The following is a 26,026-nucleotide window of genomic DNA, read 5'->3' on the forward strand; positions in this document are numbered from 1 at the left end:
CTTTTTAAAGATTAATTGCACAAAATTTTATTTTATACATTGTTTTATAGATTCCAATCCCACCCGACTTACAAATTGATGAAATAGTTCCTCTTCGTTTCGATTATCAAGGTAAAAAAGTATCAGTCTTTCAATCGCTAAATGAACTTCACTTGCTTTTATACGACAATCCAAGTTTTCTGCGAATTTTCCATCACCATATAGCGTACCACCAATCCACATAGTAAACGCATCTACAAGACCTTCGTCTGTCTTAATCTTTGCTCCTTGCAAGCTGATATCTGCTATTTGCTTTTGTCCACATGAATTTGGGCAACCTGTTATGTGAATTCTGATAGGAGTTTCTAACTTTATTTTATCATTTAAGTAGGTTATTATCTCTCGTGCTCGATTCTTTGTTTCCACAATCGCCAAATTACAAAATTCCTTACCAGTACAAGCAACCGTATGGCCAAGAAAGGAGTCTGGATGAGGTGACAAACGTTTAAAAACCTCGTGTTCTAGCACTTGTGAAAGATTTGAATCATCTATCCCAGTAAGGATAAGATTTTGGGTTAACGTGGTTCTTATGCTACCATCGCCATATTCTTCACTGATATTAGCAAGCGCAAACAGTTCATCTGCTGTTACTTCGCCAAATGGAACATTTAGCCCAATGTAATTTTTCTTACCTTGCTTTTGAGCATGCACCCCATGGTAATAAGATGCATTCCAATCAACCATTTCATCTTCACCACGTTCATTTATTACGTCAACATATTCTAATAATTTATTCTGAAATTTTTGAGCGCCCCAGTCTTTTATTAAGAATTTAAGCCTTGCATGGGTTCTTTTTTCTCGATATCCGTAATCTCTAAATATGGTACATGCTGCCCTCGCAACTGATAATACTTCTTCTGGTTTCACGAATAAGTCAAGCTTTTGTGCTAGCATTGGAGCTGCCGATAAGCCTCCGCCTACCCATACATGAAATCCAATTGTTCTTTTTCCATCTATTTCTTTTGTTGCTGGTGTAAATGCCAAATCATTGATTTGAGCATGCCCTGCATTGTGTATGCTAGAAGAAATTGATATTTTAAATTTCCTTGGTAGATTCGAAAAATCTTTATTCAGCACAAAAAATTCATTCACTTGGTGTACCAAAGAAGTGGTATCTAATAGTTCCTCTTTGTCTACTCCTGTGATAGGGTTTCCTACAATGGTTCTTGGGCAATCACCACATGCTTCAACGCTACTTAAGGAACAAGAAGCAAGTCTTTCAAATATACTTGGAATATTTTCAACTTGAATCCAGTGAAATTGAATTGCACCTCTGGTTGTAATATTGGCAACTCCACGTCCAAAATCCTTTGCAATTCCTGCTAAAACCTTAAGCTGCTGCTTTGTAATGATTCCAGAATTAATACGAACCCTCATCATAAAATATCCATCTCTAGGCTTTTGCTCATACACTCCTGCCCATTTAAAACGATTCATATCATCAGGTGTAATGGAAGAATACCCTTCTTTTGAATATTTATCGATAATGGTTTGAATGACATCCAAACCATCTTTTTCAAGCTTGATATATTCCACTTCATTTAACTTATCATTATCAGACCATATTGCTTTGTAAGACATGATATCTCCTCATTCCTTTTTTATTTTCTATTGTTACTCTATCAATATACAAGAATCCTACCATTCTTTTCCACCAGTATAACATATACCTTTTTCAAGGAACAAGTAATAATTTCTGATAACAAGAGCAATTCATTCTATGAGTATGAACTTATCAGCCTTATTTATTTAAATATCTAAAGTCACGACTTACACCATCGTTAAAATATAAAAGTGAATCAAACGCAGATATCTTTAGTCTTCCTTCTTCATTTAAATATTCATTTGCTATTAATCTACCTTTGATAACTGCCAAAATATTTGTGATACCTGTGTAGTTTTTACTTTCTAATACATCTGTAAGTGTACACTCAAGTGAAACAGGACACTCTTTTATTATAGGTGCATTTACTACTTCCGATGCAACAGTGGTTAGATTCAAATGTTCAAACTTCTTACAGGTTTCACCTGTGTTTTTGCCACAAAATTCAATTTCATTTAATAACGTTTGATCTGGTATGTTAATTACAAAATCCGACACCTCTTTTATCTGTTTAATTGCATACCCTTTACTACTAAACCCTAGTGCTACCATATCTTTTAATGTATAGGAGGAGGATAACGTAGTGACATTTGCATTTCCATTTTCATCATAATAACTGATTAGGATGACTGGGAATCCATAATACATTTTTTCATAATTTACTCTTATTTTTTCCATAACAATAAATACCCTTTCTTAATTGATTATCTGTTTTATCATTTCTTTTCAATTAAAGCAAAAAAAGAATAGCAGGAATGTTGCGTATGCAACATACCTAGTATTCTTTTCTTAGTTTAATGGCTTCAAAATTCGAAACATATCCTTATCATAATCAATCAGCCCTTCTTGTTTCATTTGTTTTAACTCTCTAGTTAATGCACTTCTGTCTGCACATAAAAATTCGGCCATCTTGATTCTTCCCATATCGATTGAAAAATATTGACTTTTCTTTTTCTCTCCTTGAATCACTAAAAAAGCTACTATTTTTTCTCTTAATGTCTTTTTTGATATCACTTCAATTTTCTGCATTAATTGTATGTTCTTCTTAGCTATTAACGATACCAGATTCTCAATCAGACGATAATGAACCTCACATTCCTCCTTACAAGAATGTAGCACTTTTTGATAAGGCAAATATAATACCTTGGTATCTGCTCCAGCCACGAATGATACCGTTGATTGAATCATTTGTCCACACGCAAATGTCTCTCCAAACAATTCTTTTGGTTTTACATTTACTAGTGTTGTTTTATTCCCAAAAAGATCCTCTTTAATCATTAAAACATTACCTTCTAAAACAACTCCTATGCAGTCTACATGTTCTTCAAATAGAATCATAAATTCATTTTTTTGATATTTTTTTATATAAGCGCGAAAGCACTCTAACATAGAAATAATTTGTTTTTTTTCGATCCCCTGAAATAACTCCACCTCTTTATACGTATTTAGGTAGTCCTTAATATTTTCTTGCATTTTCATCACCTGTTAAAAGTATAGCACAGGTGTAATAATCTTTACATTATTTATTTTTTACAAGGAATTGGCTTTTTAGGGCATCTTGGCTTTACTGCACCTGCTTTTACAATTGCGTGCTCGTCACATGCGTCAAGGCATACACCACACTGGCTACACTCTTCTTGTTCAATTACATGAATGAATTTTTTCTTTCCAAGAATTGCATCCTCTTCGCACTCATCTGCACATTCCATACAGCCCGTACATAAATCTGGTAATATATGAAATGTCACATACTTTGCACAAACTCCAGCCTTGCAACTTTTCTTTGTAATATGTTCCTCAATCTCATTTCGAAAATAAGAAATGGCTCTACTTACTACCTTTGCAATTGTTACACCTATTTCGCATAAAGACTGTTCTTTCATTCTATCACAAAGCTCAATTAGTAAATCAAGGTCTGCTTGTTTTCCTTTTTTCAACGTGATATCCGTTAGAATCATACAAATCTGTGTAATACCCTCATGTCCAAATACACATCTTCCACAGCTTTCACGACTAAAACGCTCTGCTGTTTTTAACAGAAAATGCAATACGCAATTGGTTTCGTCTAAAATCTCAATATAATCGGTTGTCAAAAGAATTTCCTCATCCAATTTACTCTCATCTATTAACAGTCCCATTGGATGACCAAAATACATCCCTTTAAACTTTTCTTTGCTCTTGCATGCATCTAGAATTTTTCTTGGAGTTATTTGTTTTGTAAACTCGAAAACTCCACTTATGTTTGCATTTCCTGTAATAAAGACTTTCTTCGTTTGTTCCCCAAGTAGTTCTTCAACAGATACAACTTGTTTTGCTTTCTCTAATTCATTTGCCTCATATGGTATGGCTTTTTCTCCCTCTACTACTTTTAAAAGTGCAGAATGATTGCCGTATGTAAACCCAAAGTCTTGCTTTGCTCTAATTAAAGTAACTTTAGATGATACTTTAATATCTGACAGACTATTAGGAACAATCAAGTAACACGTTTCTTTTTCATTTTCTTGTAGTAAGGATAAGATTTGTTCTTGCTTTTCTTTTAAAAGTAAGAGAGAAACGGGAGCTTCTTCATAAATTGGCACTGCGTTACAAACTAATATTTCCTTCATCTTTTCTCTCCTCCTAATATTCATTCCAAAGTTTTGGTCTTGACAGATTTAATCGTAAATCACATTGTAGACAACGACTAGCTTCACAGGAAGACTCCAAGCAGGTAAATGGTTTTTCTACTGTCGCAAAGCTTTTGACTCTTTCCTTTGCTTCCAATAATTCAGGATATAAGCGTTTTAACTCTCCAAATCCTTCCTGTCGTCCAATCAATGGGTTAGGCGTTTCCTTATCTAATAATTCCTCACTAATATCGCCGTTTCCTCCAAGGTAGAGATCCATCTCCTCTGCCGCTTGTCTTCCTGCTGCAATGGCTGCGATTACCGATTTGGTTCCAGTCACAACATCTCCAGCCGCAAAAACTCCTGTGACGTTTGTTTGAAGACAGTTATCGACCTTAATATAAGGTCCATGCGTTAATTCCACACCAAACTCTTTTGTTCCTTTTGGTCTTTGTCCAACGGCAAAGATAACCGTATCCACTGGTACAATTTCCTTCGTACCTTCTACCAATTCAATGACTGCTTTTTTATTTTCATCAAAATAGAATTTATCAACTTGTTGAAGCTCAACACCCTCTACCTTTTTTTCACCTGTAATACGAAGGAAGGAATGTGCAGAATGTAAAATGACTCCTTCTTCTTTTCCTTCTTCCATTTCATCTTGAGTCGCCGTCATCGTTTGTTCGTTTTCTAGGCAGGCAATGTGCACCTCTTTTGCTCCCAGACGTAGAGCTGTTCTTGCGCAATCATAGGCTACATTTCCACCACCAAGTACCATGACCTTTTCACCAAGATTTTGCTCCTGATTCATACGTGCATTTTTTAAGAAGGTCGCATTCACCATAACACCTTCTAGTTCACTGCCTTCTATCGTAAGTATGCTACCTTCATGTGTCCCAGTCGATAATAATACACTGTCATAGCCTTGTAAAAGTAAGTCCTTTGGTACTTTGACACTGGTATTGGTCAATAGTTTAATGCCGACTTCTAATATATCGTCAATCTCACGATCTAGTACTTCATCTGGTAAACGGTACGACGGGATTCCATACCGACATTGCCCTCCAGCTTTTTCATTTTCCTCTAGAATCGTTACTTCATGTCCTTTTTTTGCCAAATAATAGGCAGCTGTTAAACCAGCTGGTCCAGCTCCCACAATGGCAACTTTTTTCCCAGTTGGCGCTTCTATGTTTCTTTTTTCCTTCCAGTCTTGTGAGTGATTTGTAGCCGCCGCCCTTTTTAACTTACAAATAGATAGGGGCTTTCCAAGTTCATTTCTCTTACAAGCATCTTCACAAATGTGATTGCAGATACACCCAAGAGTCTCTGGAAAAGGTAGTTTTTCTCGAATGACTGCAGTTGCTTTTTCATAATTTTCATCCTTAATATATCTTAAGTATCTTGGTATATCTGTGTGAGCTGGACAGGCGGTTTTACAAGGAACCAAATTTTCTGCGTAGGACATTTCTTCTTTCATCATTCCTAGCGCGTCCATAATGGAGCCTGTTGGGCATACTTCAATGCAAGCACCGCAAAACTTACATCCTGCCTCCTTTAATGATACATTTCCATCTGTTCCAATCCGCACTCCATCTTTTGTCTTTTGAAAATCCAATACCTTAACGCCTCGTAACTCTCTACAGGCACGTACACAACGACCGCAGCGTATACATCTTGTAAATAAGTGCATAATTAATGGATTGCTCTCATCCGTTGCTACCGTTCTTGTTTTCTTTTTCCAACGCTGCGGACTCACTCCCATATATTGGTACAAAGACTGTAATTCGCACTTTCCATATTTGGGGCATCCCGTACAATCGGCTGGATGTGTGGCAAGAATTAACTCCATTGCAGTTTTTCTTGTTTGATTCGCTTTGTCTCCATTGATGGTAACAACCATTCCTTCTTTCGCCATTGTTTTACAGGAAGGAACTGCTTGTTCTATTCCCTCAATTTCCACACAGCAAAGACGACATCCTCCCACTGCTTCTAAGTCTGGATGCTTACACAGATGTGGAATATACATTCCCGCATTGAGTGCTGCATCAAGAACCGACATACCTTCTATTGCTTCCACTTCTTTTTGATCTATCGTAATCTTCATTCGTTCCTCCATATGGTTAGGGAAGGACTGTAATGAACCTTATTTTACTGTTCATTACAGCCCTATCTTTATTCCTAAATTAAAATTCTACTGCCTCTTCTGCCGCATTCTCACCAGCAATTCTTCCACTGTTTAGACAAAATCCCATTGTATTTCCAGATAGGATAAAAGGATAGCTATCTCCAAAAATGTTACAAGCGTCCGTTCCAACACAGTAAAGTCCAGGTATCACTTTTGCCTCATCATTAAGCACCTGCGTTTTGTGATTAATTAACACGCCTCCCAAAGAACCATACGCTCCTACATTTTGTCTACAGCAATAAAATGGACCTTTTTCAATTGGCTGCATGTACGCTCTGTCTTTTTCAAAAATTTCATCAAATCCAGCATCGCACATATCATTGTATTCTTCTATTTGCTTTACCAATCCCTCTACATCAATTCCTGCTTTTTCTGCCAATTCTTCAATGGTATCTGCCTGACAAATTGGTTCATACCCATCCTTTATATCCTTTTCCCATTGTTCATCAAAATGGTCAAAAAGGTCATGTGGATGCACATGTGATATAATATCAGAACCTTTTTTCTTATATTTTTTCAATAACTTACTATCAAAAATGGAATAAGCAACACAACCTGGTTGTGCGGTAATTGCATTTCCTGTAAATGTAGTATTTGCAATCTGATCTTCAGGCATGAAACGCTGTCCGTTTCGGTTTACCCAAAGACAAGGCTGGCGAAATGCACCATCTAATATAAAGTGATTCATATTATCTGGAAGCTGGTACATCAATTCCATGGTACACTCAGTACGCCCTGCTCCTGCTTCCCATGCCATATTAATTCCATCACCCTTCATTCCAGGGATTGCAAAATTAAAAATAGTTTTCCCAAACTCATATCCCGTTTGTTCTTGAATCATCTTTGGATTATCTCCAAAGCCACCCGTTGCAAGAATAACCACTTTTGCTCTGGCTTCAATTTCTTCTCCGTCTTTATCTTTAGCAAGCACACCCACTACTGCATTATTCTCAACAATTAACTTAGTTACTGGAGTTTCCATTAAAAATTCTACTCCAAGCTCTCTTGCTTTCTCCGTCATTTTCTTAGTCATAGCAGTTGCACATCGAGGTCCTGGTGCTCCACCACCTTCTGGCTTTACTACATGCCAAGTAAATTCACCATCTGAATACGCTCTAGTTGCCTCTGGTGCACTAAAAGCTCTTTGTACCCCCATAAATTCTACTCCCATGTCCATCAACCACTCAATGGTATCTCCTGATTTAAAGTAATAATCGCGAACCATGCGTGCATCTACTCTATAATGCGTATAGTACATGTGTTTTCGAAATGCCTCTCCTGGCGTCAACGAAACCATATGCTCTTTTTGAATTGGAGAACCAACTCCCAATGGCCCCATACCCATGTTTGCAGCTCCACCTGTTGTGTTTGACTTCTCAAAACAAATAACTTGAGCCCCATTTTCTGCTGCTGCTATACTTGCTGCAAGTCCAGAAAGACCAGCCGCTACCACAATAACATCTGTTGATAGATTTTTCATTTGAAATACCTCCATTTAATTCGTTAAATTATTAACGTCCTTCTATGTATGATTATACGATTCTATGCTCTACGCGTCCAATATCAAAAAGCTGTGTCAGTTATAACCAAAAGTTATTAATTATTTAAATTGACTTAAATTGAATATTTTTATATTTTACAAGCTTCTCATTTACTATCTCACGGTTTACTGGATTCTGAAAAAAGCCTCCTTGTGTATGTGCAATCTCTTCCAAATGCTTTGCTCTTCCTTCTACCGTCGTACGATCTCGGCATAATCCATCTTCTTGAATTACAAATTTCCATTTTTTATCTTGAGTTTGTTCCAAGTTTCCACCAGCTCCACAAACTTGACATTCCACTGGAAAGTAAAGCCCATCCCACTGAACTTCACCAAGAACTAACGCATTGGAATGACAATTTGGACACCACCCCATATCCTCATCACCCAGCCACTTTCTATCCTTAGGAGCCGTTTTTACTGCCGTCATGATATTTTTCCCAACTTTTCGTGCTCTTTCAAGCATCTCATCATGAAGCAAACATTGTGCTGGTGCTGGTACTCTTGTAGCCAAATACATATCAATTACTTGCATATCTGTTGTAAACATAGCAGCCTGCATAGATTCCAATGCCATTGACTGCCATGATCTAGTAGAGCCCCCAACCGCGATGAGTGCGCTTACTCTATCCTTGTGTTCAATTGCTTTGATTGTCTCTAAAAATGCTGTCTCATAGCTTAAACTTCTTTGTGCGAACTTAGCAAACGTGGAACATGACATCAAATCATATGTCGGAGAAGAAAATATGACCGCATCGCAATCTAACATAACTTCCATAATTTTTTTCTTATCATCTTTTTTATCCAGTACACACCCAACGTTCTTTCCCTGTGACATTCCAATCGTACAAGCGGTACAACCAGTACAATCTAAGATATTGTAATCTCTTAAATTAATCATGGTCACATCTGCTCCTGATTCCTGACAGACCAAAAGAGCCTCTTTTAATAAAATCTCACTATTACTGTTTGCACGCCCTGCGCTTATTCCCATTACTTTTACTGACATACCATTTTCTCCTTTTCTTTTTCCCTTAAATTTAGTACAATAGTCGAAAGAACAATTTATGAAAAATGCACAAATAATTCTTTCATAAAAACCCAAATATAGCTTTTTTTCTGTATTGTTAAAATAATAACATTCGTATTGTAGGAAAGCATCCGTTAATCATCGTATCTTTTGTGATATTTATCATGTTTTTTCCTACATTTGTAGCATCGATAATAAGGAGACCTTATGGCATATCTCGAACACATTATTCAAAGGCTTGAAACAACCTTTCATATACAGGTACACGGAAACAGCACGCGCCATCTTCGTATTGAAAATGTCCAGTTTCTTGTAGCAGAAGATGAAAATTCGATTCATTTTCAGCCTGAAACACTCTACATTGGAAATTATCAAGAATTTCATTCCACAAAACAAAATGGATGCATTTTACTTTTAAACAGTTGTATGGATAGCCAAGCTGAAAATGGGCTTTATATTTATCAAGATCTCAATCCTTTTGCTGTCTGTAATTGTATTCAAGAGGAATTGTTTCAAAGTCATAAAGCTAATTTAAAAAAAGATGAAATGCTTCATGTCCTACAAGCTGGTTATGGATTACAAAGCCTTTTGGATACCGCTAGAACCTTTCTTAACAATCCAATTACTCTTTGCACGACAAGTTTTTTCGTGCTTGCCTCTAGTCCTAAGCAATTTCAAGATGATAAATTTGACGTGTATAACAACAAATTTTATTTAGAAAACAACTTTATTCAAAATATGAAAGAGCAAAAAATATTGGATCACATTTTTGCTTCCTCCGCGCCAATCTATGCTACCTTTGAGGATTCAAAGAATATGGAATATTTATTTTGCAGTATCCATATTAAGCACGCAGCTGTTGGATATCTTTGTCTTAGCTGCGCCATCCGTCCTTTTCGAAAGGAGGATTCCACCTTTTTGACAGAATTATCAAAAATGATTTCCATTGAGATGCAAAAAGATGACTTTTACACTGAAAAATCAGGGCTAAAATACGAATATTTTTTGACTGATTTGATGGAACAAAATATTACAAACCTTGATTTTGCAACAAAGCGTCTGGCTCAACTTGGACATACCCTCTACCAATATTTTTGGGTGATTGGATTTTCATTTGACAGTCTTAGTGCCAGCTATATGAATCCTAATTACTACATTGATCAGCTACTTGGTATTTTTAGAAATAGTATGGTGTTTTTTTATAAAGGTAACCTTATATTATTACTGTCAAGTAAGTATAGGAATCCATACGAGAAAGTTAATACACAAAAGCTCTCTCATTTTCTACAACTAAATCAAATGAATATTGCCCTTAGTTTTCGTTATGAAAATCTTTTGGATACCCATGTTTATTACAAACAGGTATGCTTTTTACTAAAAAAGGATTGTTGTAACACAATATCTTTGTTTCGCAACTATGAAGATAATTATATGTTTCACCTATTTGAAGGTGTGCAAAACACAATGAATCTAAAGAGTATCGTTCACCCTGATATTTATTTTTTACAAAAATACGACCAAGAAAACCACACGGAATATATTACTACTTTACAAGCGTACTTTTTGAATAGCCGAAATGCTTTGAGTGCCTCCAATTATTTACATATACACAAAAGTACTTTTTTCTATCGAATAGGAAAAATCAAAGACTTAACAGGGTTTGATTTAGAAAATGAAACCATATTGTTTGCATATGAGTTTTCGTTTTACTTGCTTTCTTACCTTAAGAATACCAATGAATAATAACTCTCTTAGAAAGGAGATTATATGTATCGAATTACATTTCAACAAATACATTATTTTCTTGCAATTGCAAAAACATTGAATTTTACTGCCGCTTCCAAAACATTATACATATCACAGCCAGCTTTAAGTAAGCAAATTATTGTGTTAGAAAACGAGCTTGGGTTTCCTTTATTAAAGCGAAACAAAAGAAATGTCGAACTGACTTTAGAGGGCGAGTCGTTGTATCGAGATTGGTCTACGCTTGAAAATATGATGAGATCCTCTATCTATAATGCGAAGCTATTAAAACGAAAAACGGTAGGGAAATTATCCATTGGCTGTACCGATACGTTTTCACTCGACGAAACGTTATCACAGCTTATCTATAACTATCAAAATAACTATCCTAATATTGATATCGATTTAGGAAGCTACGGATTTCGTACATTAAGAGAACGTTTTAATAACAATGATTTGGATGTCGTGTTCGTGCCAGAATTTGAAATGGAACATTATAAAGATGTAAATCGACTCCCCTTTCAAAAGGTAGAACTTTGTATTGCAATATCCGTTTCGAATCCGCTAAGCAATAAAAAACATCTTGCAATCGAAGATTTAAAGGACCAACCCCTAATCACGATTTCTCCAAAGGAGTCTTTAACTGGAGTGAATAAGATAAAAGATTATTGTAGAAGCTATGGTTTTGAGGCAAACATTGTGAAGTATGTTTCGAATTTAAATTCTCTTCTTTTGGGAGTAAAAAACGGTATCGGTATCACTATTTGTGACAATAAAATAAAAGATGATAAAATAAAAACCTATAATTTAGAACACCAGCCAAATGATTCAAATATTTATGTATTATGGAAATCTTCTGTGGAACATGCAGAATTAGAGTTATTTTTAAATGAAATGAAAGATATGCTAGAAATAGTGGAGGATGGATTTTGTATTTAAGTATCATAGAGTGTGAGTCATACCCACACTCTATTTTTTTAACTTTTATAATGCTATTATTATGTATTCTTTATTCTTTGATAACGATGTTGTGCGGTGTCTTTTTTTACCATATTGCGATACAATACGCTAATTAGTAAACCTGCTATGGATAACGCTCCTGCTGCTAAAAAAGATTGTTTGTAACTTTGATTCATCACGTATAATTTGCCCATAGTCATTGGACCAAAGATTCCCGCCAATGCAAAGCCAATAAACATGTAGCCATAATTTACACTGTTATATTTTGCTCCAAATTGATCGGCTGTAAATCCTGGAAATATTCCCATAAAGGAACCAAAACAAATACCAATGATTGCGATTGCAACATAAAATAAAACAATGTTTCCTTCTCCCGCTAATAACAAGCAAATAAAACCAAAAAAGGATAAGACAAATGATAACGTAAGCGTATTAATGCGACCGATTTTATCCGAAAGATATCCAGCCCCTACACGACCTCCTGCATTAAATAACGCTAATATCGAAATGGCGGTGGTTGCGGCAGATGCTGACAAGCCAATCATGTTTTGTGCAATTGGGGAAACCTGAGAAATACACATCAATCCCCCAAATGCACCACATACCAGCATTAGAATCATGCAATAAAAAACTGGACTTTTTAACATCTCTTTCCAGTCCTTATCCATTTGTTTTTGTATTTCCTTCTTATCATTAATCTGCATATCATGAGGTATATAATTTTCTGGGCATTTCTCAATAAAAAATGAGCCTATACTGATAAGAACCAAAAATACAATTCCAAGAATAAAAAATGCATTCGTAACCCCCTGTGATTCAATTAACTGATTCGCTATTGGGGGTACCATCACCGAACTAAGTCCATAGGTAGCCGTTGTCAATCCACCTATTAGACCTCGCTTATCAGGAAAGAACTTGACTGAGTTTGTAATGGTACAGCCATACACCATTCCCATTCCAAGTCCGTCTAAAATTCCATAGCTAAATACCAAGTAAGTGACACTATTTGCAAAGGCTGATAATATCATTCCTCCTCCAAACAACAATCCACCGATTAGCACTACTACTTTTGTACCTAAACGCTCATTTAGCCAACCACCTGAAATCATGGTTATTGGCCCTACCGCGTTTGCTACTGTAAATACAATTGCCATACTTGCACTTGTTAAGGCTTGACCATTTGTTTGATTTAAGTATTCTGCCATTGGATTAGCAAATACACTCCATGCATATAAAGAGCCAATGCATAGATTAATCAAACAGCTAAAGCACAATACCAACCATCTTGTTATGTTTAGATTTTTTTCTCGTGGCATTTCATGTCCTCTTTCTCTTTTTATCGTTATCTATTTCTAAAAGTTGACTGGCTACCACTTTTTGAAATTTGTCAACTCCTGCTCCAACATACCACACCCCAACTATCATTGCTCCTGCTATTTCAAAGGGAAGACTACCAATCGTTTGTATTCCAATGGGAGCCATAATGGTTAGTCCGATTGCCCATCCACAAAGCCATGCTGGAAGAAAAATATACTTTGGTACAAGACTTGCAAGGATTACAGCCAATCCTCCAAGGATAAATAATGTAATAAATAATTCAACGTCTGGATTCAGATTGATACAATCCATCAAAAATAATGCGATAACAGCCCATAGATCACCTAATAAAAATCCAATGGAAATAGAAAGTCCATCTCTTACTTTATTGCCGTTTGCAACATACACACCTGCGCAAATTAAGGCAACTGCACCTGTGGTAATTCCCATATACGGTGATACTACCGCCCAAATTGGTGGAAGAAGCGCAATTCCAAATGCCAGTGATAGCACATTAATCCATTTTTCCTTATTTAGACTCATAATTTCCTCCTAAAAATCCTTGAAACACAGGAATTCCAGTATATTTCTTTGCCTTCTCCATTCCCTCCATGACTCGTATTGCACCACTTACCATTGCCTCCATCTCAAATTCACCAGGATATGCTGTAATAGCAGCAATAAATTCACAGCCTTTTGTAATCATCTCTACCAAGGCTTTATTATAAACCATGCCACCTCCAAGTAAGATACCATCTACTTTGCCTTGCAGTACGCATGCCATGGAACCAATTGTTTTTATAATCTGGTATATCATAGCTTCCCATATCAATTTTGCATAAGGCTCTCCTGCCTTGGCTCTTTTGCTAATCTCTAATGCATCCGAAGTACCTAAATGATCAACAAGTCCCCCATTTTTTGTGCATTTTGCAAGCATTTCTTTTTCCGAATATTTACCTGAATAGCATAGACGTATCAAAGGAGCCGCAGGAATAGCCCCTGCTCTGGTAGGCGCCATTGGTCCTTCTCCTTCCACGATGTCAATCCCATCAATCATTCTTCCCTTTTTGTGTGCTGCAACAGAAATACCGCCTCCAATATGACATATGATAAAGTTACATTCTTCATATGTCTTTCCTATGCTCTTAGCATGGCGAATTGCCGTCTCTTTTTGATTTAAAGAGTGAAGATGGCTCGCTCTGGTGATTTCTTTGATTCCTGTTACTCTTGCAATTTCTTCATACTCGTCAACGTCTGGTGGATTTACTACGAAGCATTTTCCACCGTATTCTTTCTTAAATTCATGTGCAAGCTGGCTACCCAACTGCGCTGGATGTGCAACATTATTTGCTCCTATCTTCGCATGCTCTAACAGTAATTCATCTACTTCATAGGTTCCGCCCTCTAAAGGCAGCAATCCGCCTCCTCTGCCGACAAAAGCATCCACACCCTCTAAGCGGATGCTATTTTCCTTTAATAGGTTTAAGATAGTGTCTTTTCGGTATGGCAGTTGCTCAGAAATCGTTTGAAACTGTGCCAGACGACTTGCATCATGAGAGACGTTGGCGGTATAAACTACATTTTCATTTTCAAATAATGAAATCTTGGTTGAAGTTGATCCAGGATTGATTGCAAAAACTTTATATACCTTCATTTGATTTACCTCCTTGTGCACGAACAGCAGATATTGCAATATTTCCCACTAATTCGGATACTGGTGCACTACGAGAGCAATCGCAAACCACTTTTTTAAATCCTTGCAAAACAGGCCCATAAGCATCGGCATGTGCAAACTGCTGTAATAGCTTTACTCCAATATTTCCCACATTCAAATCTGGCCAGATGATGATATTTGCCTTTCCTGCCACACCACTTTCTCTTGTTACCTTTTTAGCTGCTACCATAGGGCAAATCGCTGCATCTAGCTGGAATTCTCCATCAATCTTTAGGTCAGGTCTTAACTGATTGGCGATTTCTTTTGCATTTCTTACCTTGTCAATTAGTTCATGCTCTGCACTTCCAGTCGTTGAAAAAGATACCAAAGCACAACGAGGCTCCCATCCTAACAAAGTACTTGTCGTATCACAAGCAGATATGGCAATCCCTGCTAAGTCTTGTGCCGATGGATTGGCACAAACTGCACTATCACCAATGACTAACAGTTCTCCCTCACTGCCTTTATAACCTGGAATATTCGCAATACCAACACTCGATACCGTAGTTACGCCTTCTTGTAATCCAACCACCATTTGTCCCGCCATAATAACATCACCTGTTGTATGTGACAGCCCTGCAAACGTAGCGTCTACTTGATCAATTGCTTCTAACATAAGAGCAACATATAAAGAATCTTTTGCCTTTCTTTTCATAGACTTTTCACTGTAAATTGGATTTTTAAGTACATACTCTTTAATTAATTCCTCTACTTTATCCTCCTCTTCACAGTTCCATATCAAAAGCCCTGAAATATCAATATTGTATTTACTTGCACTTTCCAAAATAGTACTCTTAGCACCAACAAGCAACGGTTTACAAATTCCCTTTTCCATTGCTTCTTTAGCAGCTAGCAATATTTTTTCTTCTTCTATTTCAGAAAAAGCAACCGTTACTTGTCTACTTCTTGCTTTTTCATAAATGTAATCCATAATATTCATGATGCAACCTACTTTCCTTTTTTAAAAAGGGCCATTGCTTTTGCAACAGCCCTTCCACTTTTTGTCTGTGTTTAACGGTATATATAATCTCCAGCCTGATACTTTGGTGGAATTACTGGTATTTGGAGGAAGGATTCATATTCTCCTCCTGTGTGGATGATATGATTTCCTTTGTTGTCTGTCTCCCATGATAATGGTTCAAACCATCCCTCACGAATATATCTTCCCGCAATCTGTATTCTTATTTTTTGTCCTTTGTGCCAAATTTTACTGGAAGGTACAATTGCTATTTGTACTGGTACAATTTCACCCTTACTTAGTTTTTCTTCCTTTTTGTGTGATTGAACAGGCTCAAAATCTGTTGATAGCTTTTCATCTAACTCCCTGTGAGAAACTCTCATTTTTCCCCATGTACCAGGATGAGGTTCCCCTAATATGTATGTTGGCAACCAGTTTCCATTTTCATCTGTTTTTTGTATGTTTACAAATAAATCCATATCATCATGTCCATCTGCTTCTACATACAAACAAAGCTTCATATAACCTGTGATTTCTGTATCTTCATCAAATTGCATATCAAAAGTTACTTCCCCTTCGTTGGCATCATAGCTCACCTTTGAATGGTCTTTGACTGGTGTATATTGCATGGTCTTATTTTTTGCATCCAGATAAAGCTTTTTGTACTGTGTCCTAGCTAAAGGAAATTCTTTTTCAGGACGGTTTGTCTGGTAATCACAATCAAATGCATCCATTACTTCAATGCGATACCTTGGAGTCATTTCCCAGCCATTATTGATATTTCTAAGATAACGGTCAAAAAATCGTTTCAAATCCTCGATGTTATTTGGGTTATACATATCTGGCCATTCCTGTTCTCTATGCGCTCTCATCCATTTTCTAGTAGAACGAATTTTTCGAAATGCATTAAAAGAACCTCTTAAATGAAAGTGGCTATAAGAAGCACATGCATAGGTTGGCACTTTAATCTTTTTAAAGTCTGGTATTTTATCTTCCCAGTATGCATTCATCAAAGGGTATTTTCTCCCCATTGCAACCTGATCGTCAATTTTATTTGGTCCAGTCAAAGAAGCTACAATAAATTCATTGAAGGTTAAGGCTGGAATACCTCCTTCATATATTGATTCACGATAGATATCTGTCGTTGCTTCCCATGGTGCAATACAAGCTAAGTGAGGAGGCTGCTGTGCGGCAATACGAAATTGTGTCATTGCAACACAAGAATTACCTCCCATACCCACTCTTCCGTTGCACCAGTGCTGGGTTGCTACCCATTCAATGAAATCATATCCATCTTTTGCATCCTGTGTACCAAACATATTAATATCACCTTCGGAATGCCCTGTTCCTCTTGGGTCTACATTGGCAATTGCATATCCATGACGACACCAATAGCCTGGATCTGGCGATTCGAATTTAGACATGGTGGAAATGGTTCCTGGTGGTACTCCCATTACCTGCCACTCACTCATACCATCTCCTGGACGCTTTCCATAATAGCTCCAAGATACGATACAAGGAATATTTGTTTCTTTTTCTGGACGATAAATATCTACATAGATTTTTGTTCCATCTCTTAAGACAACAGGAACATCTTGTTCACATAAAATACCATCTTCATTGACATAAGTTCGCTGGTTAAACTTGGCACAAAATCCATGAGCGGTTGCTGCAATTCCTTCAAGCTTTGATAAATCAAGCCCTTCCTCTGGATCTACTGGAACTCTGGCTTGGCGATAAAGTGTTTCAATTTCTTCATTTTGAAACACTTCTTTTTTCGTAAATAACTCTGGTTGTTTCATTTGCCTTTCTCCTTCTTTTTTATTTAGCCCTCTACAAGCTCTACGATATAATCAGCCGCTGCTGCTATGGTCACTTTTCTTTTAAAATCCATAAACGGAATCTCCACATCAAATTCATCCTCTAGCGCAGTTGTAAGCTGAGAATAATTTACCGATTTCATTTTTAGTTCTTCAAATGTAGTTTCTTCTTTGTATTCTCCTGCTCCTAAAATCACAGTTAATCTTTCCTTAATCATTTCTATTGCTTCTTCTCTTAATTCCATGATTACTCCTATCCGCCTTTTGGCTTACTATTTTTTCTTGTACTTTGTATGATTAGTATATATAATATAGTTATTAAATTCATTGGGTTTACCCACAAAGTAGCCTTTGTTTAACACCCAATGTTTGTGCGAACGCACAATAACTTTATACTACTTAACGTTCAAAATTATAGAATGGAGTAAAAAAACCATGGAACTATTTGCAGTAAAAGAATATTTAAAGACAGGCAACATACAAACCTATGGAAATCAAGATGCAACCATTGATGTTCGTATGGTTAAGTTACTGACGAAAGAGCAAAATAGATTTCATAAACATATCATTTATTTAGGTTCCACCCAATTTCTACCTGCTCCAAACTCTGCCTTAGATTCCACGATACTTTGCTATGGGCAAGAGGTGGATTGGAGTTTATACCAAGGCTCAAAGCTTAGAATCCTCTATACAAAAAACGAATTTGACTGTGTCAAGATGTTTAATGACATTTCAGATAAATTACAAGACATACAAAAAATCAATGCAGCCCTTCACATTCTAATTAACGCATTCTTTACGGAACGAGGTCTTCAATATCTAGTAGACGTTGCGTATGAAGTATTTGGTAACCCTGTCTATGTAGTGGATACAAGGCATAAATATATTGCTATGTCTTCTGGTATCATTGCAGATACTTCTTTTGCCTCGGAAGAAAATAAGATTGGTTATATCAATAAAGAAGGGATTGAATACCTAAAGAAAAACAAAATTGATGAAAAGATTCGAGAACAAAATGCTCCCATTTACTTTATTAATCCTTTGCATAACAAAGGTATGCTTGTTGACGCCATCACAATTAATCAAATCGAAGTAGGACATGTGATGCTGTACGAACAAGACAGACCTTTTGGAGAATTTGACAGTATACTTTTGCATCGAACCAGTCGAATTATCTCTATGGAATTACAAAAGAATAGTTTTATTACAGATAATAAAGGATTTATGTACTCCTATTTTTTAGCAGATCTTTTAGACAACCCAATTAGTAATTACTCAACGGTCTGCAAACGTCTTGAAACGATTGGCTATGATTTGAAGCAAGATCAATATATTCTTGTAATTCCACCTCATAGTTATAGAGATACGACTACCAAATTGGATATCATCGTAGAACAGTTACGTTTCATCCTGCCAAATAGTATCTATGTTATCTATGAAAATTGTATTGTGTTTTTAATCAGTCGAAATCGAAAAGACGGGATTACAGACTACGAGTTTAAGCGGCTGTCTGAGTTCTTAGAGACCAATAAATTAATTGCTGGAATGAGTAATTTTTTTGAGGATTTAAGAGATGCCAAACGTTTTTATAAACAGGCTCTTAAATCCATTGAGCTTAGTAAAAAAATGAATCGTAACATTACGATACACTTTTATTCTGACTATTATTTATATCATATTTTTGAAATGTGCGAAAGAGAAGAAGAAATCCGATTCTTTCTTCATCCTGGAATGATGAAGCTTCTTCAATATGATAAGCTTCATAACACAGACTTCTTACATACGTTACACGAATATCTAGAATCCCCTGGACAGCCATCCCAAATTGCCAAGCGCCTTCATATACATAAAAACACATTGTTGTATCGCATGGACAAAATTAGGAATATTATGGACTGTAAAATAGATACTGGTGAAGAATTTATGTCCTTTAATCTTTCTTATCGAATTATGGAATATTTGAATTTGATTTAAAAACCACGCGGAATGAAAGTAACTACTTTCTTTCCGCGTGGTAAACGAACTAATTGCCGCTATCTTTTATTCAAAGTCCACACTTCTTCCCGTTTTAGCAGATTCTCTTACTGCTTCCATAAGCCTTAGGACTCTTCTTACTTCTTCAATTGTAACAATGAAATCCTCTTTACCATTCATTGCTTTTATAAAGTTATCAAAATACATACTGTGTTGCACATTCACATCTGGTAACTCTTCCACAATAATTCTTCCTTCTGGAGGTGGACCAAAGGATCTTGTTGGGCCTGCTGCAGTCATAGTTGTTTTACCAGGAACATTTTCTAGTAATTGTGAGGTTCTTACAATCTGTCCCACTGGCTCAAAACCATCCACATACATACTACCCTTGTTGCCACCAATAAACCAGTGTTTTTCAAACCACTTTTCTTTATTGGTAAGAAAATATGTTCCTAATTCGATTTCAGCAGTGATGTTATGCTCGAATTTTAATATGATTTTAAAATAATCATCTACATTCTCGTTAATTACATTGCGTAAATCAGCATAAACTGTCTTAATCTTTCCTTTAACCATCCAAAGCATCTGGTCTATTAGATGAACTCCCCAATCATAAAGCATACCTCCGCCAAACTCTGGATATATATGCCAATCATGCATATTACCATTAAATCCATATAGTTTTGACTGAATGGTAAATACATCTCCTACCATTTGTTTATCGTATACTTCTTTTGATATTCGAAAGTCCTTATCCCATCTTCTTTGTTGATGAACACTAAAGTTAACACCGCATTCTTTTACTACCTCTATCATTTCGTCAAATTCTTTTACTGACATAGCGGCTGGTTTTTCGCAAAGAATATGTTTACCTGCACGTGCTGCCTTGATGACTGCTTCTTTATGTACATGATTGGAGATGGATACCAATACCGTGTTTACATTTTCATCTGCAAATAAATCATCCATATCCGTGTACTTCACAATGTCTTTTGGTGCATCTGCAAGCTTAGTAGGGTCATTGTCACAAATTGCAACTACTTTTGCGCCTTCTAAACCTTTTATCATATCCGTATGAATATGCCCCATAAAACCATATCCTAAAACTCCAAATTGTATTTGCATTTTATTCCTCCTATTCTCTATGATATATGAACCTTTCTAACCTTTGTTCCACCAAACGGAACAGGAATGTATGCAACGCGAATCATAGTAGTAAGAGATACTTCATGCTCGCCTTTTGAAAGTCCACCCTCTTTTAGAACTCTGACATGCCCTTGCACACCGTATTCCCATTTATATGTGGTTACCGTTTCTAATTCCTCCAACGTAAAATACGTTTCACCATCTGGACTAAAACGAATAGCCTCTCTTTCAATTTCTTGGTTGTCTACTTTTACTTTAATATCATGAACCATAGAACAAGGAATGCCCCTGTAATAGGTAATAAGTGTTTCTAATTCAAACCCTACTATTTTGTCGCCTTCTTGCACATTTTTACAAGAACCTTCTGTAAATACATAATTATCAAACATGTTAGCTCCTCCTTCCTACAGTGCCTCAATATATTTTTTAAGCATATTTTGATGTGCAGTTACGTTTTCTTTATCACGAATGACTTCATTTGCAAGTGCAAATCGGTTCCCTTCATATTCCGTTGCAATATAACCTTCATAACCAACTTTATCTAGATATTTTATTAGTTCATCAAATGGTATGGAGTATTCAACACCTTCTTTTGTCATTTCATAGATTTTTCCATGAAAATGTTTAATATATGGTAGATATTCATCCAGTATTGAAAACTCACTCATTTCATAACCATCACAAAACAATGCATATTCAAACTCATCTTGTGTTTCAATCATAGCCTGTAAATCATCTGGGAAGTGTTTTCCTTGTTTTCTTGCTTCCATAAAGTAATGTTTTGGATCTACTCCAGAGGCAAAAATATTATCTACATAATCAATAATCTCTTGTTTTACTCCCAATTCTCTAAAAAACGCTGACGATACTCTAGGATGTCTTCTACAAAAAATACCTGTGTCTACTGTTAGACCTACATAAGGAGAATTTAACTTTTTCATTGCTTCAATAAATGCCTGTGTTAATGGCTGGTCAAAACTCATACCTGCATGAATCTCAAGTGTCATAACTACGTCATTTTCAATTGCATAGGGAAGTGCTGGTTCAATGATAGAAGCTCTTGTATTGGATACAAGACGAATCATCTTAAATCCTAATCTATGTGCCAGCTTAATTTCTTTGATTAACAAGTCAAGTGCTTCCTTGTCTGTTAATTCTCTGTTTTTATACAAGCAGGTGTTAATAAACACATCATTACATACCAAAACTGGTTTGTATTTTTCAACCAATAAATCCCACTCTTTTAAAGTTTCTTCTGATGGTTCTGGTGTACCCTTCATCATCTGATCACTAATAAATTCAAGTCCCGCTCCTAAATCATTTAGATATTTAAAAATATCTTCCAGACTCATTTTTCCTCTTGCATATTGATCTTGTAAGCTATACATACTTACTGCTCTTTTAATTTTACTCATATTACTAGCTCCTTTCACAAACATCTGATAGAGTCATTCTATCAATTTCCTGTTGTTTTCTCGCTTTTATTTTTAACCCATCTTAGAACTTTTTTTAATGAAATAGCTGTTTTACATTCTTGTATTTTAGTCAAAGCAAAAATCATACATTACTATTTATTCAAGTAATTTTGGTATGGTTCTTTTAATTCTTTTAAATTTGGTATTTGACCAGGGCCTACTGCTCTTGTTTTTATTTCAGTGGAGTGCTCTAGTTTTCCATCCCAATTTAATCTAGAACGTTTTTTTTCTTCTTCAGTAAAGGTTGCTTTTATTTTTCCATCTACTACATCTATTTCTCCAAGTATTCCACACACAGGGCATTCCACGTGGGTTCTATCTTTAGATACCGTTAGCATGTCACAATGACAGACAGGACACACTCCCTCTTCTTCTCCACGCCATTTGGTGCGCTCCTCATTTGTTTCTGCTGCTAGTGCAGCCGCAATGTTTTGTCCCATTAATTTGGCACGAAGCATTTCTTCTTCATTTCCAAGTACATGTTCATGTGCCATAGCACCATAATATTCATGCATATCAACTACATCGATTCCCATTGACATGGTAAATTCATACATGGTAGGTAGCATAAAGGATAGCCAATTCTTAGTCATGGCTCCTCCTACAGATAATAAAGCTCCAACACGTGGTTTAAAGCTTCTTTCATCTGGCAACTGCGTAATGGCTTTCCCTGCTTTTATCCCTTCTTCATAGGTTGCTTTTCGAAATGTAATATCATGAGAAGGTCCAATGCGATCACATACCGTTTTAAATCTACCTGTTGGGGAAAGTACATAGGTTGGTGAACCTACAATCACTGCATCACATTCCATTAATGCCTCATCAATGATATGAAAATCATCTTTTAAATGGCAATCACCCTTTCCTCTTCCCGTTGTCATGCCCACTACACAAGCAATACAACCCGTACATGCTTTAATATCCAAATCATCTGCGCGTATAAACTCAACTTCATTTCCAGCCTTTTCACATTCCATCAAGGCGGTCTTAATCATTACGTCTGTGTTACCCATTTTTCTTCCAAATGAAATACCTAATACTTTTTTACTCATTTCTTCTCCTTTTCTGAAAAAAAAGAAGCGAAAGATATCAATACCTTCGCCCCTCGATTTTATGATTTCATCATATTATCTTGACTGTTGTTTACTCTATTTACTTACATGTAACTATTATAATCTTTTTTCATATTTCATCATTTTTATTTTTAACTTATTAATAGCACATTTTTACACTATTACAATATTCCTTCTTCCTAATCTATCATTTAGGCAAAAATTAAGAGTTTTTTTTTGCTTTTCTCTACTCAAATCATGGCTAACTAATTATTTTACCTTTGTTGAAACAACCTTTTTTACCTTAGCTTGTTTTTGATACGTATCGTAACCAATTGCTAGTAGAAGGATAATTCCTTTTACAACGTACTGAACGTATATTCCAAGTCCAATTAACTGCATACCATTGGATAAGACACCTAAGATTAGCGTACCAATAATTACCCCTTTTACTTCTCCTTCTCCACCAATAAAGCTGATACCTCCAAGTACGCAGGCTGTGATTGCATTAAATTCTGTACCAGGTCCCATGGTTGAATTGGCTGATCCAGCTCGAGACACCATTACAATACTTGCAAGAGCACCTAATGCACCGCATATAATAAATACAATCAATTTAATATTTTTAACGCTTACACCTGCAAGTCTTGCTGCTTCTGGATTTCCACCTGATGCAAATATGTATCGACCAAAATAGGTTCTTTTTGCCACAAAATCTACGATAAGTGCTACCACTACTACAATAATTACTGGAACTGGTATTGGTCCTATATAGCCTTGTCCAATGAATTTAAAGCTACTATCCAAATCATAAATTGCTTTAGAACCCGATATTAAGAAAGAAATTCCCTGAAACATAGTCATGGTTGCTAACGTAACAATCATAGGGTGAATCTTTAACAAATTTGCGACAAATCCATTAAAAGCACCAAGTATCGCACCAATCAAAAGTGCAAGGATGATAACTAACGGCAGTGGCAAGTTCATCCACTTTAAAAATGCACCCGTGCAAACGGCTACCACAGACATCAATTGCCCAATGGATAAATCGGTTCCACCGCTAATCATAACCAACGAAACACCAATGGATGCTATGATTAGATAAGCATTTTGTTTTACGATATTTAATAGATTTGATACCGTTAAAAAGTTGGCTGATAAAACTGCAAACAACAAGCATAACCCGATTAAAATAAGTAATAATACATTTTTCTTAAATATTTTTTGAACCTTTGCTGTATTCATAATTTTCCTCCTAGTTAATTGAAGCTAATTCTAATATTTGATTTTGTGTAAACTCTTCTTTACTAAGTTCTCCTGAAATCTTACCTTCACATAAAACAATCACTCGGTCAGACATTCCAATTAGCTCTTCCATATCTGAGCTAATCATAATAATAGACTTTCCTTGTTCTACCAGTTCAGACATTAAGGTATAGATTTCGTGTCTTGCTCCAACATCAATACCCCTTGTTGGTTCATCAAAAATAATAATACCTGAATTGCCAGCTAACACTTTTGCCAAAACTACTTTTTGCTGGTTGCCGCCACTAAGATTTCCAACTTTTTGTAATATGGACGGTGTCTTAATGTTTAAACGTTTCGAATAATGTTTGGCCTGCTCTTCTACTTTTTTATCATTTACGATAAATTTTTTCGACAATGCCTTAATATTGGAAATTGCAATATTCCATTCAATGGTCATATTCAAAAAGCAGCCTTGCCATTTTCTATCTTCTGGAATCAATCCAATCCCCTTAGAAATTGCATCTTTTGGAGACTTAATATCTACTTTTTCACCATTTATGAAAACTTCTCCACCAAACTTTTTATCAGCTCCAAATATCGCTCTCATAAGCTCTGTTCTTCCAGCACCAACTAAGCCTGAAAAACCAAGAATTTCTCCTTTATGAAGTTGAAAGGATACATTCTCATTTTTAAATCCATAGATATTTTTTACATCAAGAACAACTTCTTCTTTTACACAGTCTCTCTTTGGATATGTTTCTGTTAGTTCTCTTCCTACCATTAGGGCAATCAAAGATTTACGATCGGTTTCTGATGTATTTACTGTCTTTACATAGGTTCCATCTCTCATAATGGTTACTCTATCTGTAATGGTAAATAATTCTTCCATACGATGCGATATAAATATAATTGTAACATTCTTTTTCTTTAATGTACGTATAATATCATATAAATGCTCCACTTCTGCCATCGTTAACTGGGCTGTTGGCTCATCCATAATAATTATTTTAGCTTCCTTTGAAATTGCCTTGGCAATCTCTACTAACTGTTGATGGGCTGGCGTTAAATCTCGAACCAAAGCTTTTGGATCAATATTAATATGATAGGGCATAAAAATATCATTTGTAATCCTTTCCATCTCCCTATAATTTACCAATCCTTTACTCTTTGCGCCAAGACAAATATTTTCTGCTACGGTTAAGGAATTGATTAAGTTGTATTCTTGATAAATAACCTCAATTCCATGTCCCCTTGATATCTTTGGATTCATTTTATGATAAGTTTCATTGTCTATCTGAATCGTTCCCTCATCATTTTCTATGGCTCCAGATATTACTTTAATTAAAGTTGATTTGCCTGCACCATTTTCGCCAAGTAGCGCATGTACTTCTCCTCTGGAAAAATCTATTGATACATCATCTAATGCAACAACACCAGGATAACGCTTTGTAATGTTTTTCAATGATAATACGATGTCTTCCATTTCCATCCTCCTATTAAAATGCAAAAACGTTTTCTTATGAATACGATTATATAGCGATGCAGATGCCATAACAATGTCGTTGCCTTTTAAATAAGTGTAAAATTTTTTGATTTTTCATTTTGTACACAAAAAT

The 26,026-nt window shown here is 35.9% G+C and carries 22 protein-coding genes; 3 read left to right on the plus strand and 19 right to left on the minus strand.

Translation table 11 applies throughout. From position 1 onward, the window contains the following. Positions 1–27: 27 nt before the first annotated feature. The 7 genes from F7O84_RS12835 to F7O84_RS12865 form a co-directional block, all read right to left on the minus strand. The gene (locus tag F7O84_RS12835) at positions 28–1,620 is read right to left on the minus strand and encodes a nitrite/sulfite reductase (RefSeq protein ID WP_151145831.1); all 1,593 of its coding nucleotides are present in this window, start codon (positions 1,618–1,620) and stop codon (positions 28–30) included. Positions 1,621–1,780: 160 nt separating this feature from the next. Continuing rightward, on the minus strand, positions 1,781–2,320 hold the full coding sequence (locus F7O84_RS12840; protein ID WP_151145833.1) for a flavin reductase family protein: 540 nt from the start codon (positions 2,318–2,320) through the stop codon (positions 1,781–1,783). A gap of 111 nt (positions 2,321–2,431) precedes the next feature. Continuing rightward, positions 2,432–3,115, minus strand: coding sequence for a Crp/Fnr family transcriptional regulator (locus tag F7O84_RS12845; RefSeq protein ID WP_151145835.1), 684 nt, complete (start codon positions 3,113–3,115; stop codon positions 2,432–2,434). Positions 3,116–3,165: 50 nt separating this feature from the next. Continuing rightward, on the minus strand, positions 3,166–4,248 hold the full coding sequence (locus F7O84_RS12850; RefSeq protein ID WP_151145837.1) for an NADH-ubiquinone oxidoreductase-F iron-sulfur binding region domain-containing protein: 1,083 nt from the start codon (positions 4,246–4,248) through the stop codon (positions 3,166–3,168). Positions 4,249–4,261: 13 nt separating this feature from the next. Then, positions 4,262–6,352 (minus strand): FAD-dependent oxidoreductase, encoded by a 2,091-nt coding sequence (locus tag F7O84_RS12855; protein WP_151145839.1) that lies wholly within the window; start codon positions 6,350–6,352, stop codon positions 4,262–4,264. Positions 6,353–6,431: 79 nt separating this feature from the next. After that, a complete protein-coding gene (locus tag F7O84_RS12860; RefSeq protein WP_151145841.1) occupies positions 6,432–7,913 on the minus strand; it encodes an FAD-dependent oxidoreductase in 1,482 nt (493 codons plus the stop codon). A 124-nt stretch (positions 7,914–8,037) separates the two neighbouring features. Then, on the minus strand, positions 8,038–8,982 hold the full coding sequence (locus F7O84_RS12865) for a flavodoxin family protein (RefSeq protein WP_151145845.1): 945 nt from the start codon (positions 8,980–8,982) through the stop codon (positions 8,038–8,040). Positions 8,983–9,210: 228 nt separating this feature from the next. Between F7O84_RS12865 and F7O84_RS12870 the strand changes: the two genes are divergently transcribed. Both F7O84_RS12870 and F7O84_RS12875 read left to right on the plus strand, forming a co-directional pair. After that, positions 9,211–10,746, plus strand: coding sequence for a PucR family transcriptional regulator (locus tag F7O84_RS12870; RefSeq protein WP_151145847.1), 1,536 nt, complete (start codon positions 9,211–9,213; stop codon positions 10,744–10,746). A 24-nt stretch (positions 10,747–10,770) separates the two neighbouring features. Beyond that, positions 10,771–11,685 (plus strand): LysR family transcriptional regulator, encoded by a 915-nt coding sequence (locus F7O84_RS12875; protein ID WP_151145850.1) that lies wholly within the window; start codon positions 10,771–10,773, stop codon positions 11,683–11,685. A 59-nt stretch (positions 11,686–11,744) separates the two neighbouring features. On the opposite strand, the gene F7O84_RS12880 is transcribed toward F7O84_RS12875, so the two are convergent. From F7O84_RS12880 to F7O84_RS12905, 6 genes are all read right to left on the minus strand, one after another. After that, a complete protein-coding gene (locus tag F7O84_RS12880) occupies positions 11,745–13,022 on the minus strand; it encodes an L-lactate MFS transporter (RefSeq protein ID WP_151145852.1) in 1,278 nt (425 codons plus the stop codon). Between the two features lies 1 nt (position 13,023). After that, a complete protein-coding gene (locus F7O84_RS12885) occupies positions 13,024–13,566 on the minus strand; it encodes a DUF1097 domain-containing protein (protein WP_151145855.1) in 543 nt (180 codons plus the stop codon). Next, on the minus strand, positions 13,553–14,677 hold the full coding sequence (buk, locus tag F7O84_RS12890) for a butyrate kinase (protein WP_151145858.1): 1,125 nt from the start codon (positions 14,675–14,677) through the stop codon (positions 13,553–13,555). The genes F7O84_RS12885 and buk overlap by 14 nt, the downstream gene beginning before the upstream one ends. Continuing rightward, the gene (locus F7O84_RS12895; RefSeq protein WP_151145861.1) at positions 14,664–15,677 is read right to left on the minus strand and encodes a phosphate acyltransferase; all 1,014 of its coding nucleotides are present in this window, start codon (positions 15,675–15,677) and stop codon (positions 14,664–14,666) included. Before F7O84_RS12895 ends, buk begins: the two co-directional genes overlap by 14 nt. Before the next feature lie 71 nt (positions 15,678–15,748). After that, a complete protein-coding gene (locus F7O84_RS12900) occupies positions 15,749–17,497 on the minus strand; it encodes a CocE/NonD family hydrolase (RefSeq protein ID WP_151145864.1) in 1,749 nt (582 codons plus the stop codon). A 23-nt stretch (positions 17,498–17,520) separates the two neighbouring features. After that, entirely contained in the window at positions 17,521–17,760 is a 240-nt protein-coding gene (locus F7O84_RS12905; protein ID WP_151145867.1) for an acyl carrier protein, read from the minus strand. Between the two features lie 190 nt (positions 17,761–17,950). Here F7O84_RS12905 and F7O84_RS12910 point away from each other — a divergent pair, with 190 nt between their 5' ends. Then, positions 17,951–19,489 (plus strand): PucR family transcriptional regulator, encoded by a 1,539-nt coding sequence (locus F7O84_RS12910; protein WP_151145869.1) that lies wholly within the window; start codon positions 17,951–17,953, stop codon positions 19,487–19,489. Positions 19,490–19,555: 66 nt separating this feature from the next. Here F7O84_RS12910 and F7O84_RS12915 read toward each other — a convergent pair whose 3' ends face one another. From F7O84_RS12915 to F7O84_RS12940, 6 genes are all read right to left on the minus strand, one after another. Continuing rightward, positions 19,556–20,614: a Gfo/Idh/MocA family protein gene (locus F7O84_RS12915; protein ID WP_151145872.1), complete on the minus strand. Its 1,059-nt coding sequence runs from the start codon at positions 20,612–20,614 to the stop codon at positions 19,556–19,558. A 17-nt stretch (positions 20,615–20,631) separates the two neighbouring features. Beyond that, the gene (locus tag F7O84_RS12920; RefSeq protein ID WP_151145875.1) at positions 20,632–21,024 is read right to left on the minus strand and encodes a C-glycoside deglycosidase beta subunit domain-containing protein; all 393 of its coding nucleotides are present in this window, start codon (positions 21,022–21,024) and stop codon (positions 20,632–20,634) included. Between the two features lie 15 nt (positions 21,025–21,039). Continuing rightward, positions 21,040–22,050 (minus strand): sugar phosphate isomerase/epimerase family protein, encoded by a 1,011-nt coding sequence (locus F7O84_RS12925; protein WP_151145878.1) that lies wholly within the window; start codon positions 22,048–22,050, stop codon positions 21,040–21,042. Between the two features lie 152 nt (positions 22,051–22,202). Beyond that, positions 22,203–23,162, minus strand: a complete 960-nt coding sequence (locus tag F7O84_RS12930; RefSeq protein ID WP_151145880.1) for a flavodoxin family protein — start codon at positions 23,160–23,162, stop codon at positions 22,203–22,205. Positions 23,163–23,432: 270 nt separating this feature from the next. Then, complete coding sequence (locus F7O84_RS12935; protein ID WP_151145883.1) at positions 23,433–24,407, minus strand: ABC transporter permease; 975 nt, start codon at positions 24,405–24,407, stop codon at positions 23,433–23,435. A 10-nt stretch (positions 24,408–24,417) separates the two neighbouring features. Next, positions 24,418–25,893, minus strand: coding sequence for a sugar ABC transporter ATP-binding protein (locus F7O84_RS12940; RefSeq protein WP_151145886.1), 1,476 nt, complete (start codon positions 25,891–25,893; stop codon positions 24,418–24,420). Positions 25,894–26,026: the final 133 nt, after the last annotated feature.

Origin of the sequence: Candidatus Galacturonatibacter soehngenii (assembly GCF_008830185.1) — a bacterium.
In the GTDB taxonomy this organism is placed as follows: Bacteria; Bacillota; Clostridia; order Lachnospirales; family Lachnospiraceae; genus Lachnotalea; species Lachnotalea soehngenii.